The sequence below is a fragment of the Sulfitobacter sp. OXR-159 genome (assembly GCF_034377145.1).
Taxonomy (GTDB): domain Bacteria; phylum Pseudomonadota; class Alphaproteobacteria; order Rhodobacterales; family Rhodobacteraceae; genus Sulfitobacter.
Window position 1 is genome coordinate 191,562 of record NZ_CP139707.1, and the last position, 16,964, is coordinate 208,525.

18 protein-coding genes and 2 riboswitches are annotated in these 16,964 nt (G+C 61.6%); of the genes, 8 read left to right on the forward strand and 10 right to left on the reverse strand.

The features are described from left to right. Positions 1-7: 7 nt before the first annotated feature. From T8A63_RS00900 to aroC, 9 genes are all read right to left on the reverse strand, one after another. Entirely contained in the window at positions 8-1,072 is a 1,065-nt protein-coding gene (locus tag T8A63_RS00900; RefSeq protein ID WP_322344727.1) for a 2Fe-2S iron-sulfur cluster-binding protein, read from the reverse strand. Between the two features lie 7 nt (positions 1,073-1,079). Beyond that, positions 1,080-1,628, reverse strand: coding sequence for a 1,2-phenylacetyl-CoA epoxidase subunit PaaD (gene paaD, locus T8A63_RS00905; protein WP_322344728.1), 549 nt, complete (start codon positions 1,626-1,628; stop codon positions 1,080-1,082). Then, entirely contained in the window at positions 1,622-2,344 is a 723-nt protein-coding gene (paaC, locus tag T8A63_RS00910; RefSeq protein WP_322345790.1) for a 1,2-phenylacetyl-CoA epoxidase subunit PaaC, read from the reverse strand. The genes paaD and paaC overlap by 7 nt, the downstream gene beginning before the upstream one ends. Positions 2,345-2,376: 32 nt before the next feature. After that, the gene (paaB, locus tag T8A63_RS00915; protein ID WP_082849541.1) at positions 2,377-2,721 is read right to left on the reverse strand and encodes a 1,2-phenylacetyl-CoA epoxidase subunit PaaB; all 345 of its coding nucleotides are present in this window, start codon (positions 2,719-2,721) and stop codon (positions 2,377-2,379) included. 5 nt (positions 2,722-2,726) lie between these two features. Beyond that, positions 2,727-3,719 carry a 1,2-phenylacetyl-CoA epoxidase subunit PaaA gene (gene paaA / locus T8A63_RS00920; protein ID WP_322344729.1) on the reverse strand — a complete coding sequence of 331 codons (993 nt, stop codon included), beginning with the start codon at positions 3,717-3,719 and terminating at the stop codon, positions 2,727-2,729. 28 nt (positions 3,720-3,747) lie between these two features. Next, complete coding sequence (gene pcaF / locus T8A63_RS00925) at positions 3,748-4,953, reverse strand: 3-oxoadipyl-CoA thiolase (RefSeq protein WP_322344730.1); 1,206 nt, start codon at positions 4,951-4,953, stop codon at positions 3,748-3,750. A gap of 242 nt (positions 4,954-5,195) precedes the next feature. Next, complete coding sequence (gene cobO / locus T8A63_RS00930; protein WP_322344731.1) at positions 5,196-5,801, reverse strand: cob(I)yrinic acid a,c-diamide adenosyltransferase; 606 nt, start codon at positions 5,799-5,801, stop codon at positions 5,196-5,198. A 70-nt stretch (positions 5,802-5,871) separates the two neighbouring features. Beyond that, on the reverse strand, positions 5,872-6,810 hold the full coding sequence (locus T8A63_RS00935) for a DMT family transporter (RefSeq protein ID WP_067935337.1): 939 nt from the start codon (positions 6,808-6,810) through the stop codon (positions 5,872-5,874). Positions 6,811-6,820: 10 nt separating this feature from the next. Then, positions 6,821-7,930: a chorismate synthase gene (gene aroC, locus T8A63_RS00940; protein ID WP_322344732.1), complete on the reverse strand. Its 1,110-nt coding sequence runs from the start codon at positions 7,928-7,930 to the stop codon at positions 6,821-6,823. A 92-nt stretch (positions 7,931-8,022) separates the two neighbouring features. Further along, a riboswitch (TPP riboswitch) is annotated at positions 8,023-8,124 on the forward strand. A gap of 34 nt (positions 8,125-8,158) precedes the next feature. Here aroC and thiB point away from each other — a divergent pair. From thiB to T8A63_RS00955, 3 genes are read left to right on the forward strand one after another with little or no spacing between them, the layout of a single operon-like run. After that, on the forward strand, positions 8,159-9,136 hold the full coding sequence (gene thiB, locus T8A63_RS00945) for a thiamine ABC transporter substrate binding subunit (RefSeq protein ID WP_322344733.1): 978 nt from the start codon (positions 8,159-8,161) through the stop codon (positions 9,134-9,136). Continuing rightward, the gene (locus tag T8A63_RS00950) at positions 9,112-10,668 is read left to right on the forward strand and encodes a thiamine/thiamine pyrophosphate ABC transporter permease ThiP (RefSeq protein WP_322344734.1); all 1,557 of its coding nucleotides are present in this window, start codon (positions 9,112-9,114) and stop codon (positions 10,666-10,668) included. The genes thiB and T8A63_RS00950 overlap by 25 nt, the downstream gene beginning before the upstream one ends. Next, entirely contained in the window at positions 10,655-11,347 is a 693-nt protein-coding gene (locus T8A63_RS00955) for an ATP-binding cassette domain-containing protein (RefSeq protein WP_322344735.1), read from the forward strand. The genes T8A63_RS00950 and T8A63_RS00955 overlap by 14 nt, the downstream gene beginning before the upstream one ends. Here the strand turns inward: T8A63_RS00955 and T8A63_RS00960 are convergent. After that, positions 11,344-11,826 carry a 6,7-dimethyl-8-ribityllumazine synthase gene (locus tag T8A63_RS00960; RefSeq protein ID WP_322344736.1) on the reverse strand — a complete coding sequence of 161 codons (483 nt, stop codon included), beginning with the start codon at positions 11,824-11,826 and terminating at the stop codon, positions 11,344-11,346. The genes T8A63_RS00955 and T8A63_RS00960 overlap by 4 nt on opposite strands. Before the next feature lie 76 nt (positions 11,827-11,902). Then, positions 11,903-12,042: riboswitch (FMN riboswitch) on the reverse strand. A 58-nt stretch (positions 12,043-12,100) separates the two neighbouring features. Between T8A63_RS00960 and T8A63_RS00965 the strand changes: the two genes are divergently transcribed. The 5 genes from T8A63_RS00965 (at position 12,101) to T8A63_RS00985 (ending at position 16,900) form a co-directional block, all read left to right on the forward strand. Then, positions 12,101-12,715 (forward strand): FMN-binding negative transcriptional regulator, encoded by a 615-nt coding sequence (locus T8A63_RS00965; RefSeq protein WP_322344737.1) that lies wholly within the window; start codon positions 12,101-12,103, stop codon positions 12,713-12,715. A 60-nt stretch (positions 12,716-12,775) separates the two neighbouring features. Beyond that, positions 12,776-13,384: a glutathione S-transferase gene (locus T8A63_RS00970; RefSeq protein WP_322344738.1), complete on the forward strand. Its 609-nt coding sequence runs from the start codon at positions 12,776-12,778 to the stop codon at positions 13,382-13,384. 190 nt (positions 13,385-13,574) lie between these two features. Next, a complete protein-coding gene (gene petA, locus T8A63_RS00975; RefSeq protein ID WP_067623073.1) occupies positions 13,575-14,135 on the forward strand; it encodes a ubiquinol-cytochrome c reductase iron-sulfur subunit in 561 nt (186 codons plus the stop codon). 15 nt (positions 14,136-14,150) lie between these two features. After that, positions 14,151-15,494, forward strand: coding sequence for a cytochrome b (gene petB / locus T8A63_RS00980; protein ID WP_067265773.1), 1,344 nt, complete (start codon positions 14,151-14,153; stop codon positions 15,492-15,494). A gap of 11 nt (positions 15,495-15,505) precedes the next feature. Beyond that, the gene (locus tag T8A63_RS00985) at positions 15,506-16,900 is read left to right on the forward strand and encodes a cytochrome c1 (RefSeq protein WP_322344739.1); all 1,395 of its coding nucleotides are present in this window, start codon (positions 15,506-15,508) and stop codon (positions 16,898-16,900) included. Positions 16,901-16,964 lie beyond the last annotated feature (64 nt).

Consider the following 16,964-nt stretch of genomic DNA (forward strand, 5'->3'; position numbering starts at 1 on the left):
GGCTCCTTTAGTGCGTGTCGTAGTCGATGGTGAGCGTGTCGCTCAGCGGGTAGCTCTGGCAGGTCAGCACATAACCGCGCTCGACCTCGTAATCCTCAAGCGCGTGGTTCGAGATCATCTCGACCTCGCCGTCAAGCACCTTGCCCATGCAGGTCGAACAAACCCCGGCCTTGCAGGAAAACGGCGCTTCCTGCCCGTTCTCTAGTGCGGCTTCCAGCACCGATTGGCCCTTCTGCATGGTGAAACTGCGCCGCGCGCCGTCGATGATGACGGTGATCTCGGTGCCCTTCTGGCCCTCGCTGCGTTTGGCCATTTCCTGTTTCGCCAGACGGCCCTGCTGGCTTTCGCTGAAGAGTTCAAATTTGATCTGTTCATCGGTCAGCCCATTGGTCTTCAGCGCCTCGGCAATCGCCAGCATCATCGGCTCCGGCCCGCAGATGAAGGCGGTGTCGATGTTGTTGATCTGAATCCAATGCTTAAACAGCGCATCGCATTTCGCTTGATCGATACGGCCCTCAAACAACTCCATATCCTGCCCGGATTCGAGGATGTGGATCACCGTCAGGCGGCCCATGTAGTGGTTCTTGAGATCCTCAAGCTCCTCGCGGAACATGATCGTATTCACCGCGCGGTTGGCATAGACCAGCGTGAAGGTCGAGTTCGGCTCGCGTTTCAGCACAGTCTTTAGAATCGAAAGCACCGGCGTGATGCCCGAACCGCCCGCAAACCCGAGGTAGTTTTTCGCCACCTCTGGTTCAATCGCGGTGAAGAATTTGCCCTGTGGCGGCATGGCGTGGAGCGTATCGCCGACCTTCAATTCGGTATTGGCATAGGTCGAGAATGCCCCGCCATCGACGCGCTTGATACCGACCTTCAGCTCGCCATCGTCTAACCCGGCGCAGATCGAATAGTTGCGGCGCAACTCGGTGCCGTCGAAGTCCTGCTTGAAGGTCAGGTATTGGCCTTGGGTAAACGCAAAAGCTTCGGGGTCCTCCGGCTTCAGCGTCAGCACCACCGCATCGCGGATGGTGTGGTGGATATCAGTCACTAACAGGGGGTGAAACTGGCTCATCGGGGCCTCAGATACATTTGAAATAGTCGAAGGGTTCACGGCAGTCGCAGCACCGCCATTGCGCCTTGCAGGGGGTCGAGCCGAATTGGCTGATCCGCTCCACCGCGGTGGATTTGCAATGCGGGCAATGTTGCGGCCCACCGGCCGGGCGGGGTGGCGCGATGCCGTAAGATTCCAGCTTGGCACGGCCAGTGTCACTCATCCAATCGGTGGTCCAAGGCGGAGAAAGCTGCCGTTTCAGGTCAAGGTTTTCGATGCCGTGGTCGCGCAGCGCCATCTCGATATCTAGGTTGATGATGCTGGTGGCCGGGCACCCCGAATAGGTCGGTGTGATGGTCACAACCAGAGTATCGCCGTCCCATGCCACATCGCGGATGATGCCGAGATCGGTAAGCGAAATGGCCGGGATCTCCGGGTCCGGGATCGCCGAAAGCCATGCCCAAACCGTCTCTAACGTGGGCTTTTCCGCCAACGCGGCACCGCGCGGGGCGGTATCGCGCACCACCCCCGGCACCGGCGCGGGGGCCGGCCGGCTGTGGGGCGCGGGTTTTACCATGTGGCGTCCGGGTAGGCGCGCTGCAGCCACTGCATCTGGGTCAGCATATGGCCCAGATGTTCGCTGTGCCGTGCGCCGCTTTTCCCGCCCTTATGGGCAAAATCATCTTCGGGTTTGGTCAGGGTCGCTGCCGCGAGTGTGTCGCCGACCAGTTGGTCGTAGCCATCGCGCAGGCTGGCTGGATCAGGGGCGATGCCCGCATCTTTCATGGCAGCGTCGACTTCATCGCCAAGGAACATCTCCCCCACATATGGCCAGAGCAGATCCAGCGCCGCCTGCATCCGACGGTGGCTTTCCTCGGTCCCGTCGCCAAGGCCGATCACCGTGTCGGAGGAACGTTCGAGGTGGTAGGTGACCTCTTTGGCGGATTTTTCGGCAATGGCGGCGATCTCTTTATCGCTGGAATCGATCAATGCGGTCAGTTGCGCCAGATGCCATGCGTCGAACAGAAACTGCCGCATCATGGTCTGGCCGAAGTCGCCATTAGGCTGTTCGACCAGCAAGACATTGCGAAAATCCCAAACATCGCGGTGAAAAGCCAGCTTGTCGGCGTCACGCCCCGCGCCCTCGACCTCACCCGCCATGCCCAGCCACAGCTGCGTTTGCCCGATCAAGTCGAGCGCCATATTGGCCAGCGCGATATCTTCTTCCAGCACCGGAGCCGTGCCGCACCATTCCGAAACGCGGTGGCCCAGCACAAGGGCGTTGTCGCCCATCCGGCAAAGGAATTCGAACTTAGGATCGGTGCTCACATCGCCCCCACTTCATCGGGAATGTCGAAAAAGGTCGGGTGGCGGTAGACCTTGTCATTGGCGGGCTCATAAAGCGCGCCTTTTTCCTCGGGGGAGGAGGCGGCGATGGCGCTGGCCTCAACGGCCCAGATGCTGACGCCTTCGTTGCGGCGGGTATAGACGTCGCGGGCGTTCTTGATCGCCATTTCCGCGTCCGCCGCATGCAGGCTGCCGACATGGCGGTGGCTCAACCCGTGCTGGCCGCGGATGAAGATCTCCCACAGGGGCCATTCGGTGGTCCGCGCCTTGCCGTGCGGGGCGGCTTCGGTGCCGTCGTATTCACTGGATTCAGGGCTGCTCATGTCGCTTACTCCGCTGCCATTTGTCTGCTGCGCTTTTTCTCGGCGTGGGCCAAAAGCCCCTCGCGCACCCAACGGCCTTCGTCCCAAGCCTTATTGCGCGCCGCCAGACGTTCGGTGTTGCAGGGGCCATTGCCCTTGAGCACCTGGAAGAACTCCTCCCAATCCGGCTCGGCAAAGTCGTAATGACCGGTTTCTTCGTTGAACTTCAGCGTCTCGTCGGGGATCGTCAGGCCAAGGTATTCGGCCTGCGGCACCGTCTCGTCGACGAACTTTTGGCGCAACTCGTCATTGGTGTTCATCTTGATTTTCCACGCCATCGACTGCGCGGAATGGACCGAATCCTTGTCCGACGGGCCGAACATCATCAGTGCCGGGAACCAGAAACGGTTGAGCGCATCCTGCGCCATCTTGCGCTGTGCTTCCGTGCCGTTGGCCATCTTCATCATGATGTCGAAGCCTTGGCGCTGGTGGAAGCTTTCTTCCTTACAGATCCGCACCATGGCGCGGGCGTAGGGACCGTACGATGTCCGTTGCAGCGGCACTTGGTTCATGATGGCAGCACCATCGACCAGCCAGCCCACAGCACCCATATCGGCCCATGTTAGGGTCGGATAATTGAAGATCGAGGAATACTTCATCTTGCCCGACAGCAGGTCGCGGGTCATTTGGTCACGGGTCACGCCGAGCGTTTCCGCCGCGCAATAAAGGTAGAGGCCGTGGCCCGCCTCGTCTTGCACCTTTGCCAGCAGGATCGCCTTACGCTCCAACGTCGGGGCGCGGGTGATCCAGTTGCCCTCGGGCAGCTGGCCCACAATCTCGCTATGCGCGTGCTGACCGATCTGGCGGATCAGGTTCTTGCGGTAGCCATCGGGCATCCAGTCTTTTGGCTCGATCTTGCCGCCCGCGTCGACGCGCTCCTGAAAGGCGCGTTCTTCGGGGTCCATCTCGTCGAGGGATTTGATGCCCTTGCCGGTGGATTTGATCATCTGTGCATACATCGGTCTGTTCCTTTCCGGGAAAGAAGTCTCAGCCTGCGTTTTCGAGGATCAGGGCGACGCCCTGTCCCACGCCCACACACATTGTACATAGCGCGTATTTGCCGCCCGTCCGCTTGAGTTGCAGCGCCGCCGTCATCACGAGACGCGCGCCGGACATGCCAAGGGGGTGGCCGATGGCGATGGCGCCGCCGTTGGCGTTCACATGGGCTGCGTCATCCGGCACGCCCAAGGCGCGGAGGGTCGCGAGACCTTGGGAGGCGAAAGCCTCATTAAGTTCGATCACGTCCATCTGTTCGATCGAGAGGCCCGCACGGTCCAGCACCTTGCGCACGGCAGGGATCGGGCCGATGCCCATGATGCGTGGCTCGACACCTGCAGCGGACATCGCGACTACGCGGGCGATGGGGGTGAGGCCGTGGTCTTTCAGGCCAGCCTCAGACGCCAGCAGCATCGCCGCCGCGCCATCATTCACGCCCGAGGCATTGCCAGCAGTCACAGTCAGGTCAGCGCCATTGATGCCGCGCAGCTTGGCGAGTTTATCCAGCGTGGAGCCGGGGCGGGGGTGCTCGTCACGGTCGACGATTACGTCGTCGCCTTTCCGCTGCGGGATGGTGACGGGGGCGATTTCCTCGGCAAAGATGCCTTTCTCATCCGCATCGGCCCAGCGTTGCTGGCTACGCGCGGCGAAAGCGTCTTGGTCCTCGCGCGACACGTCATGGTCGGCGGCGACGTTGTCGGCTGTCTCGGGCATGGAATCCACGCCGAACTGCGCCTTCATTTTGGGATTCACAAAGCGCCAGCCGATGGTGGTGTCATAGACGGCGTTGTTGCGGGAAAAGGCGGTTTCGGCCTTGGGCATGACGAAAGGTGCACGCGACATGCTCTCGATGCCACCGGCGATGGCCAGATCCATGTCGCCGGCGCGGATCGCCCGGGCGGCGGCACCGACGGCATCCATGCCGCTGGCGCAGAGCCGGTTGATCGTGGCCCCCGGGACATCGACAGGCAGGCCTGCCAGCAGAGCGGCCATGCGCGCGACGTTGCGGTTGTCTTCGCCCGCTTGGTTGGCGCAGCCCATGATGACATCATCGACACGCGCCCAATCCACCGAGGGGTTCCGCTCCATCAATGCCTTCAACGGGATCGCGGCCAGATCGTCGGCGCGAACCGAAGAGAGGGCGCCGCCGTAACGGCCAATGGGGGTGCGCTGCGCGTCGCAGATGAATGCCTGCATGGGGGTACTCCTGTTGTTGCCCTGCAATTTACACAGCGGGGCGATTCGGTTCAATCAAAATGTTACGAAATAGAACTGATGTGTTGATTTCGGTAACATGTCGCGGTGCAGAGAGGCCATCGGCGGCAGAGACCCGCGCCGTATGGTGCGGTCATGAAACGCTGGATCGCGAGAGAAATAAAAAGAGGCCGCCCTTGGGAAAGGACAGCCTTTGGTATTTTCAGAAATGCAAAGCGAGGGGGTTAGTAGTCAACACCGCGCTGCGCTTTGATGCCCGCTTTGAACGGGTGTTTGACCTCTGACATCTCGGTCACCAGATCGGCATAGTCGCAAAGCTCGGGCCGGGCGTCGCGGCCTGTCAGCACGACGGCGGTGCGTTTGTCGCGGGCATCAAGTCCGGCGATCACGTCTTCGATCTTGAGGTATTCATAGCGGATGGCGATGTTGATCTCGTCCATCACCACAAGGTCATATTCGCCGCTCGCCATCATCTCACGTGCCTTGCCAAATGCGGTCTCGGCGGCGGCGATATCGCGGTTTCGGTCTTGGGTGTCCCAGGTGAAACCTTCGCCCATCGTGTGCCATGTCACCTCGTCCAGCTGTTCAAAGAACAGCCGTTCGCCGGTTTTCCATTTGCCCTTAATGAACTGCACCACACCGACGCGCTGTTTCCAGCCAAGCGCGCGTACGACGACCCCGAAAGCAGAGGAGGATTTGCCCTTGCCCGGTCCGGTATGGACCAGCACCAGACCCTTTTCCGGGTCTTGCAGCTCGGCCACCTTGGCGCGCTGCTCGGCCTGACGCTGCTGCATCTTTTCCTTGTGGTCTTGCGGATCCGCGTCGCTCATCGGTCATCTCCTCTATCCGGTTTCGGGGCACCATAGGGAGAGGGCGAGCCGGGCGAAAGCCCGCAATGAATCACGCCTTGGGATCGGTGACAGACCGCGCTTTGCCGCGCTCCATCCCCAACTGCCGCTCGCGCCAGATCACCAGCGCGCCCGCGCTGATCACCAGCGCCGCGCCTGCCAGCATCATCATTGTCGGCAGTTCTGCAAAGAAGACATAGCCGAGCAAGATGGCAAAGAGCATCGAGGTATAGTCGTATGGCGCCAGCATAGAAGCCGAGCCAAAGCGATAAGCCGAGGTGATAAGAATCTGCGCCACTCCGCCGATTAACCCTGCCAACACCAGCAAGCCAAAGGTTTGCAGATCAGGCATGACCCAGCCGAAGGGTAGGGTGAAAAGCGCCAAGACCGATGCAGTGACGGAAAAGTAAAAGACGATCGCCGCCGTGTCTTCGTTCTGCACCAATTGCCGGATGTGGATCTGCACAAGGCTGCGCACCATCGTCGCCATCAGGATCAACAGCGCACCAATCGTGGCTGTCTGTTCCATCGTACCGATGCTGCTGAAACGCGGCCAGAGGATGATCATCACCCCGACCAGCCCGATCGCCACGGCAGTCACGCGGATCAGACGGATCTGTTCGCCCAGCAACACGGCGGCAAGGATCACAGTGAAAATCGGTGTGGCAAAGCCGATGGCGGTGACCTCGGGCAGGGGCAGCAGGCCAAGGCCGGTAAAGGTCAGCCCCATTGCCGTGGTGCCGAAAAGCCCGCGCCAAACATGGCCCATCGGGTTCTTGGTCTTCAGCCCGCTTTTCAGTTTGCCGCGTTGCGCCAGCCAGATCAGGATCACCGGAATGGCAAAGAAGGACCGAAAGAAGACGGACTCGCCCGCGGGCACGTCGTCGGCCAGCGATTTGATGATCGCAGACATGCAGGTAAAGAGCAGGATCGCCGTGATCTTCAGCCCGACGCCAAGGGCGGGGCGGGCGGAGAAATCATCGACTTTCATGCTCTGGTCCTCACGCTTCGGGGCCGATCCGTCCGCGGTTGGTGCCGATCTGCCCGCGGTGCAGCAGCAGGTGGTCCAGCAGCACACAGGCCATCATCGCCTCACCCACCGGCACCGCGCGGATACCAACACAGGGATCATGGCGGCCTTTGGTGATGATCTCGGTCTCTTCACCCTGTTTGGTGATGGTGCGCCGTGTGGTCAGGATGCTTGAGGTCGGTTTGACCGCGAAACGCACAACCACGTCCTGTCCGGTACTGATCCCGCCCAAGATACCGCCCGCATGGTTGGAGGAATACTCCGGCCCCTCCGGCCCCATGGTGATCTCATCCGCGTTCAGCTCTCCGGTCAGCATCGCGGCTGACATGCCTTCGCCGATTTCCACGCCTTTGACGGCATTGATGCTCATCATCGCGGCGGCCAGATCGGTGTCGAGCTTGCCATAGACCGGCGCGCCGAGCCCCGCAGGCACGCCGCGCGCGGTGACTTCGATGATCGCACCCACGCTGCTGCCGGACTTGCGCAGCCCGTCGAGATACGCGGCCCAGTCGTCCGCCGCCTTGGCATCGGGCACCCAAAACGGGTTCTGCTCGATCTGGTCCCAATCGAACGCATCCCGGTCGACCTTATGCGGACCCATCTGCACCATATAGCCGGTGATTTGCAGGTTCGGGGCCAGCGCCTTGATCGCCTCGCGCGCCAGACCACCCGCCGCCACCCGCGCCGCCGTTTCGCGCGCCGAGGAACGCCCACCCCCGCGATAGTCGCGGATGCCGTATTTCTGGAAATAGGTGATGTCGGCATGACCGGGGCGGAACTTGTCCTTGATATCCCCGTAGTCTTTCGAGCGCTGGTCGGTGTTTTCAATCATCAGTTGGATGGGCGTGCCGGTGGTGACACCCTCAAAGGTGCCCGACAGAATCCGCACCTCATCCGCCTCACGCCGCTGCGTGGTGTATTTGTTCTGGCCCGGTTTGCGCTTGTCCAACCACTGCTGGATCATCGCCTCGTCAATCGGCACGCCGGGGGGGCAGCCATCAATCGTGGCGCCAAGGGCGGGACCGTGGCTTTCGCCCCATGTGGTGACCCGGTAAAGATGGCCAAAGCTGTTGATCGACATGGGCGGACCTCCTGTTGTCAAACCCTTAGCCGGGGCAGCGCCCTGCCTCAAGGGGATTTGCCTTGCCAATTGTGCAGGTCCGATCTACCCCTGACGCTACCTCGGGGGGCCTTTGGGCTGAGATGTACGTGTTGTGCGGACCCGTTGAACCTGAACCGGTTAACACCGGCGGAGGGAAGGTCCGGACAGACATCCACCTTTTACCTTTCGCCGCAAAAGGAGGATGCAATGAAGTATCTTACACTTGCTGCGGGCGTCTTGGGCGCATCGGCTGCATGGGCCGAAACGCCTGAATTGACGGTCTATACCTACGACAGTTTCGTCACCGAATGGGGCCCCGGCCCGGCCATCGAAGAGGGGTTCGAGGCTGAATGCGGTTGCAACCTGAAATTCGTCGGCATGGGCGATGGCGCGGCACTGCTGGCGCGTTTGAAACTTGAGGGCGCACGTTCCGACGCAGATATCGTGCTGGGGCTGGACACCAGCCTTGTCGCCGCCGCGAAAGAGACCGAGCTGTTTGCGCCGAGCGGGTTGCAGGCTGACTATGATCTGCCGATCACTTGGGAAGACGAAGTTTTCGTCCCCTATGATTGGGGCTATTTTGCCTTTGTCCATGGCACGGACCTTTCCGCGCCCACCGATTTCAAAGCGCTGGCCGAGAGCGATTTGAAGATCGTGATCCAAGACCCACGGTCCTCGACACCCGGTCTGGGTCTGTTGATGTGGGTCAAAACGGCCTATGGCGATGAGGCGCCCGAGGTTTGGGCGGGGCTGGCCGATAACGTCGTGACCGTCACCAAAGGCTGGTCCGAAGCCTACGGTCTGTTCCTCGAAGGCGAGGCCGATATGGTGCTCAGCTACACCACATCCCCCGCCTATCACCTGATTGCCGAGGAAGACGACAGCAAGACAGCGGCGCTGTTTGACGAAGGCCACTACATGCAGATCGAAGTGGCGGGAAAGCTCGCGGGGTCGGATCAGCCGGAGCTGGCCGATCAGTTCCTGCAATACCTCGTCTCTGACGCCGCGCAATCGGTGCTGCCGACGACCAACTGGATGTACCCCGCCGTGACGCCCGAAGGCGGTCTGCCCGAAGGGTTTGACGGGATGATCCAGCCCGGCAAGGCGCTGTTGGTGCCGAACGGCGAAGTCCCCGCGCTCCGTGAAGAGGCTTTGGACGAATGGCTGACCGCGCTGTCGCGTTAAGCGGCAAGACGGGGCTTTTCGCCGCCGCACTGGTCGCGGGCCTGATCCTTGCTGCGTTGGTTGCCGTTTTCATGGCAGCCGATGTGGCGGCGGGGCTGGGGGCGGCGGATTGGGCGGCGGTGCGTTTTACCGTCACGCAGGCGGTGTGGTCGGCGGTGCTGTCTGTGCTGCTGGCGGTGCCGGTCGCGCGGGCCTTGGCGCGGCGGCAGTTTTGGGGGCGTGGGGCGTTGATCACATTGCTCGGCGCGCCGTTTATTCTGCCGGTGATCGTGGCGGTGCTGGGGTTGCTCACGGTCTTTGGCCGCTCGGGCGTGCTGAACCAATTTGGCGCGGCTCTGGGCCTGCCGTCCGTGTCGATCTACGGGCTGCATGGGGTGGTTCTGGCCCATGTCTTCTTTAACCTTCCGCTGGCGACACGGCTTTTGCTGCAAGGCTGGCAGAGCATACCGTCCGAGCGGTTTCGACTGGCCGGGCAGCTGCAGATGACGCCCCGTGCACTGTTTCTGGCGCTGGAATGGCCGATGCTGCGGCAGGTGCTGCCCGGCGTGGCGGCGCTGATCTTCGTGATTTGTCTGACCAGTTTTGCCGTGGCCCTGACACTGGGTGGCGGGCCACGCGCGACGACGATCGAGCTGGCGATCTATCAGGCGTTTCGGTTTGATTTTGACCTTGGACGGGCGGCGCTTTTGTCGGTGGTGCAGCTTGTGCTCGCCGGTGCTGCGGCGGTTGCGGCGCTTTGGCTGATCCCGCCGATCAGCATGGGCGGCGGGCTGGATCGCCCCTTGCGCCGTTGGGATGCGCTGGGCGGGGGGCAGCGAGCGTTGGACATTACCGTGATTTCGGTTGCCGCCTTGTTTTTGCTGCTGCCGCTGGGGGCTGTAGTGCTGCGCGGATTGGTAGGTTTGGGGCAACTGCCGCCTTCGGTGTGGCAAGCTACATTGAATAGCATTCTGGTGGCGGGCTTCAGCGTGATGGTACTTGCCGCACTGGCCTTGCCGATGGCGGGTTGGATCGCCACCCGGCGGCGCGGCGGGGTGGAGGCGATTGGCCTGATGGGGCTTGCGGCCTCTCCGCTGATGATCGGCACGGGCTGGTTCATTCTGATTAACCCCGTACTTGACCCGGCGCGGCTGAGCCTGCCGGTCACGGCCTTGGTCAATGCGCTGATGGCGCTGCCTTTCGTGCTGCGTATTCTGGTGCCGCGCCTTCGCGAGACATTGCAGGATTATGGCCCGCTGACACAGACCCTCGGCATGAAAGGTTGGGCGCTTTGGCGTTTGCTGGTCTTGCCGCGCTTGCGTCCACAACTGGGCTTTGCCGCCGGGTTGACGGGGGCGCTGTCGGTGGGTGACCTCGGCGTGATCGCGCTGTTCGCCGATCAGGACCGTGCGACGCTGCCGTTGCAAATGTACCGTCTGATGGGCGCCTACCGGATGGAGGCCGCCGCGGGCGCGGCGCTGTTGCTGCTGGTCTTGGCGCTGGCGGTGTTTTTCATCTGCGACAAATGGGGGCGCTGGCATGCTGACGCTTGAGGGAATGCGCATCGAGCGGGGCGATTTCAGCCTCTCTGCCGATATGACGCTCGCACCGGGGCGCAGCTACGCCGTGATCGGTCCCTCCGGGTCGGGCAAGTCGACGTTGCTGGCGGCGATTTGTGGTTTTGTGCCAGTGGCGGCGGGGCGGTTGTTGCGGAAGGGGGTCGAGATCACGGATCAACATCCCGGCCAGCGCGGCATGACGATGCTGTTTCAGGATAATAATCTGTTTCCCCATCTCACCGTGCGTCAGAACGTAGGGCTTGGTCTGCGCCCGGACCTTCGTCTGAAGGCGGCGGATCGAGAGGCGATTGATGCCGCCCTCTCGCGGGTGGGGCTGAGCGATCACGCCGCCAAACGCCCCGGTGCGCTGTCGGGTGGGCAGCAAAGCCGCGTGGCGCTGGCGCGGGTGCTGGTGCAGGCGCGGCCTTGGGTGCTGTTGGATGAACCCTTTGCGGCGCTCGGCCCGGCGCTGCGGATTGAGATGCTTGATCTGGTCCAAGACCTCGCCCGAGAGACCGGGGCGGGGTTGATCATGGTAACCCATGCGCCCGATGACGTGCGGCGCATCGCGGATGAGGTGATCTTTGTCGAAGGCGGGCGCGCCCATGCGCCGGGACCGGCGGCGGAATTGCTCGACAACCCGCCACCGGCCTTGCGCGCCTATCTCGGCTAGGCGGCGGAAATTTTTGAAATTTCCGGGGCGTTTTCTTTTAAAGAAAACGCCTTCAACGTTTCGGTCATGCCAAGAGCTGCTTGAGCAGCCTCGCGTCCTTTGGTGACAAAATGCGCGCGGTAGATCGCGTTGTGGTGGTCGGTTTCCTGATAGTGATGCGGGGTGAGCGAGACCGACAGCACCGGCAGGTCGCAGTCCAGCCCAACGCGCATCAGCCCATCGACCACCGTCTGCGCCACGAAATCATGCCGGTAAATGCCGCCATCCACCACGAAGGCCGCGCAGATCACGGCATCATAGCGCCCGGTCTTGGCCAGACGCTGCGCCATGAGCGGCAGTTCAAAGGCCCCGGGAACGGCGAAGCTGTCCACCTGCGCGGCGTCGATAACCTCGGTAAACCCGTCATAGGCGCGGTCGACGATATCCGCATGCCAACTGGCGCGCACAAAGGCGAAACGGGCGGAACGTTGTTGTGTCATTGTGATCTCCTTTAGGTTCAGACACGTCCACCCAAGGCGATCACGAGCATAGGCGGGGCCAAGGCCCCACATATGTTCGCATTCTCTTCCATCCGGACTGTGACCGTCGGCTCTGGAATCGCACCAGATCTGCTGACACCTTCGAAAAGGCCGCTCGCGGGCTTGCGGGAACCGCTTACCGCCGGTGGGGAATTTCGCCCCGCCCTGAGAATGATGTCAGGTTGCCAAGTTGCACAAGGCTCTGCAATACCAAAAGAAACGCATAGGAGGCACCATGCACCCCAATCCGATCTACCGCAAAGAGGGCCGAGACCGGAACCTTGCCTTTGCCCGTGACATCGGCTTTGGCGTCTTGGCGATCAACGGGGCAGAGGGACCGCTGATGGCGCATGTGCCTTTCATTCTGAACGACGCCGGGGATTTGGCAGAGCTGCATCTGGTGCGCTCAAACCCCATCGCGCGAGCGCTGAAGGTTCCGCAGCCGGTGCGTTTGGCGGTGACCGGGGCCGACAGCTATGTCTCGCCGGATTGGTACGGGATTGAGGATCAAGTGCCGACATGGAACTATGTGGCCGTGCATCTGACCGGGATGCTAGAGGCGCGCCCGGCAGAGGAACTGCCCGATCTGCTGGCGCGGCAATCGGCGATCTATGAGGCGCGGCTGGCGCCCAAGACCCCGTGGAAATTGGACAAGATGACCCCCGAAGCGCGAGACAAGATGCTGCGCATGATCGTCCCCTGTCAGATCCGCGTCACCGGGATCGACGGCACATGGAAGCTGGGCCAGAACAAGGATGAGGCCGTGCGTCTGGCGGCGGCGGATCAGATGGCGGCGCATGGGTTCGGGACAGAGCCTGCGGTGATGGCGGCCCTGATGCGCGGGGTGTGATCGCCGTTGCGTCCGGCGCGGCGCCGTTGAATAGTGCGGGCAACCAAGGGGGGACTTCACGTGAAACTATTTTATTCTCAAACCTCGCCCTATGTCCGCAAGGTCATGGTGCTGCTGCACGAAACTGGCCAGCTTGATGATGTCGCGCTGGAGCCGACATCGGGCACACCATTGGCCCCGGCCGAGGGCTTTGCCGCGCGCAATCCGCTGACCAAAGTACCCGCGCTGGAGCGACCGGACGGATGCACGCTCTATGACAGCCGGGTGATCTGCGCCTATCTGGATGACCGCGCCGGGGCGGGGCTTTACCCTCAAGGCGCAAGCAGGTGGGACACTTTGACGCTGGAGGCCACGGCGGACGGGATGCTCGATGCAGCGCTCGCCATGGTCTACGAAGGCAAGCTGCGCCCCGAAAACAAACGCATGGCGGAATGGGTCGAGGGCCAGTGGGGCAAGGTTGAACGCGCCTGCAAGACGCTGAACAATCAATGGGCGGCGCATCTCGCTGGGCCTTTGGACATGGGGCAGATCGCGGTTGGCTGCGCCTTGGGTTATATCGATTTCCGCCATGGCGCGCGGGATTGGCGGGCCGGAAACCCCGATCTGGCAGCTTGGTTCGATGCCTTTGATTCGCGCCCCGCGATGACCCATACCGCGCCGCCGCAGTAATCGGGCCGTAATGATATTGCCACAATCGCGGTATTTTTGCCGCGTTGTGGCGCGGTTGATCCCAGATGCGCGGCTTTGACATCTGGACGGGCGCGGTCCATCCCGGTAGATAGCGGCGAGAAGTCAGGTGGCAAGGTGACGCCACCCCTATGTCTGACGGCCAGATTTGGCCAAGAATTGGAGTAAACCCGTGTCCCAAGCAGAAGAACACGCAGGCACCCGGAGGGATTTCCTGTATTACGCGACAGCCGGTACAGGTGCCGTCGCCGTTGGTGCCGCCGTCTGGCCGCTGGTCAACCAGATGAACCCCTCTGCCGACGTAAAGGCGCTGTCGTCCATTCGTGTGGATGTGTCTGGCGTTGAAGTCGGGACGCAGCTGACCGTGAAATGGCTGGGCAAGCCGGTGTTCATTCGCCGCCGCACCGAAGCCGAGATCGAAGAGGCGAAAGCCGTCGATGTATCGACGCTGCCCGATCCGATCGCGCAGAACGAGAATCTTGGTGGCGACGTGCCTGCCACGGATGAGAACCGCGCGCTGGATGAAACTGGCGAATGGCTGGTTCAGATGGGCGTTTGTACGCACCTTGGCTGTGTGCCTTTGGGTGATGCGGGTGACTTTGGCGGCTGGTTCTGCCCCTGCCACGGGTCGCACTATGATACCGCAGGCCGCATCCGTAAGGGGCCGGCCCCACGCAACTTGTCGGTGCCTGTCGCCGAATTCGTGGACGAGTCCACGATTAAACTGGGTTAAGGGAGCGGAAGAAAGATGTCTGGAATTCCTCACGACCATTACGAGCCGAATTCGAACGGCGAAAAGTGGCTGCACCGCCGCCTTCCCATCGTTGGCCTTTTGTACGACACATTGATGATCCCCACGCCCAAGAACCTGAACTGGATGTGGATCTGGGGCATCGTGCTGACTTTCTGTCTGGCACTGCAGATCATCACCGGCATCGTTCTGGTGATGCACTACACGCCGCATGTCGATCTGGCCTTCTCGTCGGTTGAGCACATCATGCGCAACGTGAACGGCGGCTATATGATCCGCTATCTGCATATGAACGGCGCGTCGCTGTTCTTTATCGCGGTCTATGCGCATATTTTCCGTGGTCTCTACTATGGCTCCTATAAAGCCCCGCGTGAGATCACATGGATCATCGGCATGTTGATCTATCTGCTGATGATGGCCACCGGCTTTATGGGCTATGTTCTGCCTTGGGGTCAGATGTCCTTCTGGGGCGCGACCGTGATTACCGGCCTCTTTGGCGCGGTGCCCTTCGTCGGTGAAACACTGCAGACATTCCTGCTGGGTGGACCTGCCGTTGATAACGCGACGCTGAACCGCTTCTTCTCGTTGCACTATCTGCTGCCCTTCGTAATTGCGGGCCTTGTGGTTCTCCACATCTGGGCCTTCCACACAACCGGCAACAACAACCCCACCGGGGTCGAAGTGCGCCGCACCTCGAAGGAAGACGCCAAGAAAGACACGCTGCCGTTCTGGCCCTACTTCGTGATCAAGGACTTGTTCGCGCTGGCCGTGATCCTGACGCTGTTCTTCGCGGTTGTTGGCTTCATGCCGAACTATCTGGGCCACCCGGACAACTACATCGAAGCCAACGCTCTGGCGACGCCTGCACACATCGTGCCGGAATGGTACTTCCTGCCCTTCTACGCGATCCTGCGGGCCTTCACCTCTGAGGTTTGGGTTGTGCAGATCGCGTCCTTCGTGACCGGTGGCATCATCGACGCCAAGTTCTTCGGCGTGCTGGCGATGTTCGGTGCGATTGCCGTGATGGCGCTGGTGCCATGGCTGGACACATCCTCTGTACGTTCGGGCCGGTATCGTCCGATGTTCAAATGGTGGTTCGCTCTGCTGGTGATCGACTTCTTCGCCCTGATGTGGCTGGGTGCGATGCCCGCAGAAGAGCCCTATGCGAGCTTCTCACTGATCGCTTCGGCCTATTGGTTCGCCTACTTCCTCGTGATCCTGCCCCTCTTGGGCGTGATCGAGAAGCCGCTGGCGCAGCCTGAAACCATCGAAGCCGACTTTGACGCGCATTACGCGCCGAAGGCAGGCGGCACCAAGACGCTTGTGAACCCGGCGGAATAAGGATCATGACCATGATGAAGACCAACCTCCTTTCTGCCGTGGTAACTCTGGGCCTTGCCCTGCCGGGGACGGCGGTGCTGGCGCAGGACACAGCGACAGAAGAAGAACTGCTAACAACTCCGGCGGAAACGCCGGAGGCCGAAGCCGAAACCGCGCCTGCTGAAGCGCCAGCGGCGGAAGAGGCACCTGCCGAAGCTGACACCACCGCAGCCGAACCCGAGGTCGACGCGGCCCCGGCAGAGGAACCCGCGGTTGAGGCAGCCCCTGCTGAGGACACCGCAACCGAAGAGGCACCTGCTGCCGAGGCTCCGGTTGAAGACGCACCAGCTGAAGAGGCGACAACCGAAGAAGCTCCGGCTGAAACGGCGCCTGCCGAGGAAGCACCAGTAGCGGAAGAGGCCCCGGCCGAAGAAACCGCCACTGAGGATGCTGCCACCGAGGAAGCGCCCGAAGAGGTTTCTGCCGAAGACGCCGAAGAAGCGCCTGCCGAGGAAGTCGGAGCCACGGACGAAGCGCAATCGACAGCCGAGGAAAACGCTGAAAACGAAGTGATCGCCGAAGACGATGTTGCCGGTCAGGCGCATAGTGATGACCCCAACGTGGGTGTCATGGAAGCGGAAGACCACGGCGAGGAAACTGCCGCTGAAGATCACGCCGGTGACGACGATCAGGGTGACGATTCCCACGCCACACCGCATATCGACAACATCGATTTCTCTTTCGATGGTCCGTTCGGCGGTTACGACGTAAACCAGCTCCAGCGCGGTCTGCAGATCTACACCGAGGTTTGCGCGGCCTGCCACGGTCTGGAGTATGTCGCGATGCGGACATTGTCGGACGAAACCGGTCCGAACATGCCCGAAGAGCAGGTGATCGAATACGCAAAAGGCTATGACGTCTATGACGCCGAGCTGGACGACACCCGCCCCGGCACCCCGGTTGACCACTTCCCCGGGTCCAACCTGCCGAACGCACCTGACCTCTCGCTGATGGCCAAGAAACGCGCCGCGTTCCACGGCCCCTACGGTTTGGGCATCAACCAGTTCCTCAAAGGGATCGGCGGGCCGGAGTATATCACCGCACTTCTGGCCGGCTACACCGGCGAAGAGAAAGAGCAAGCGGGCACGGTTCTTTATGAGAACACTGTCTTCCCGGGCGGCTGGATCGCCATGGCGCCCCCGTTGTCGGATGAGCTGGTCGAGTTCGCGGATGACCATGCCAACGACGTGCAGCACATGGCCGAAGATGTCTCTGCCTTCCTGATGTGGACCGCCGAGCCGAAGCTGGGCGCACGCAAGCAGGCTGGCTTTGCTGGGGTCGTGCTGTTGGGTCTGTTGTCGGTGCTGCTGTACCTGACCAACAAAAAGCTCTGGGCGCCGGTCAAGAACCGTCGCAAGGACGACTGATCGGGCCACGGCTTTTGGAAATGAGAAGGGCGTCGGGAAACCGGCGCCCTTTTTTTTGGCCATG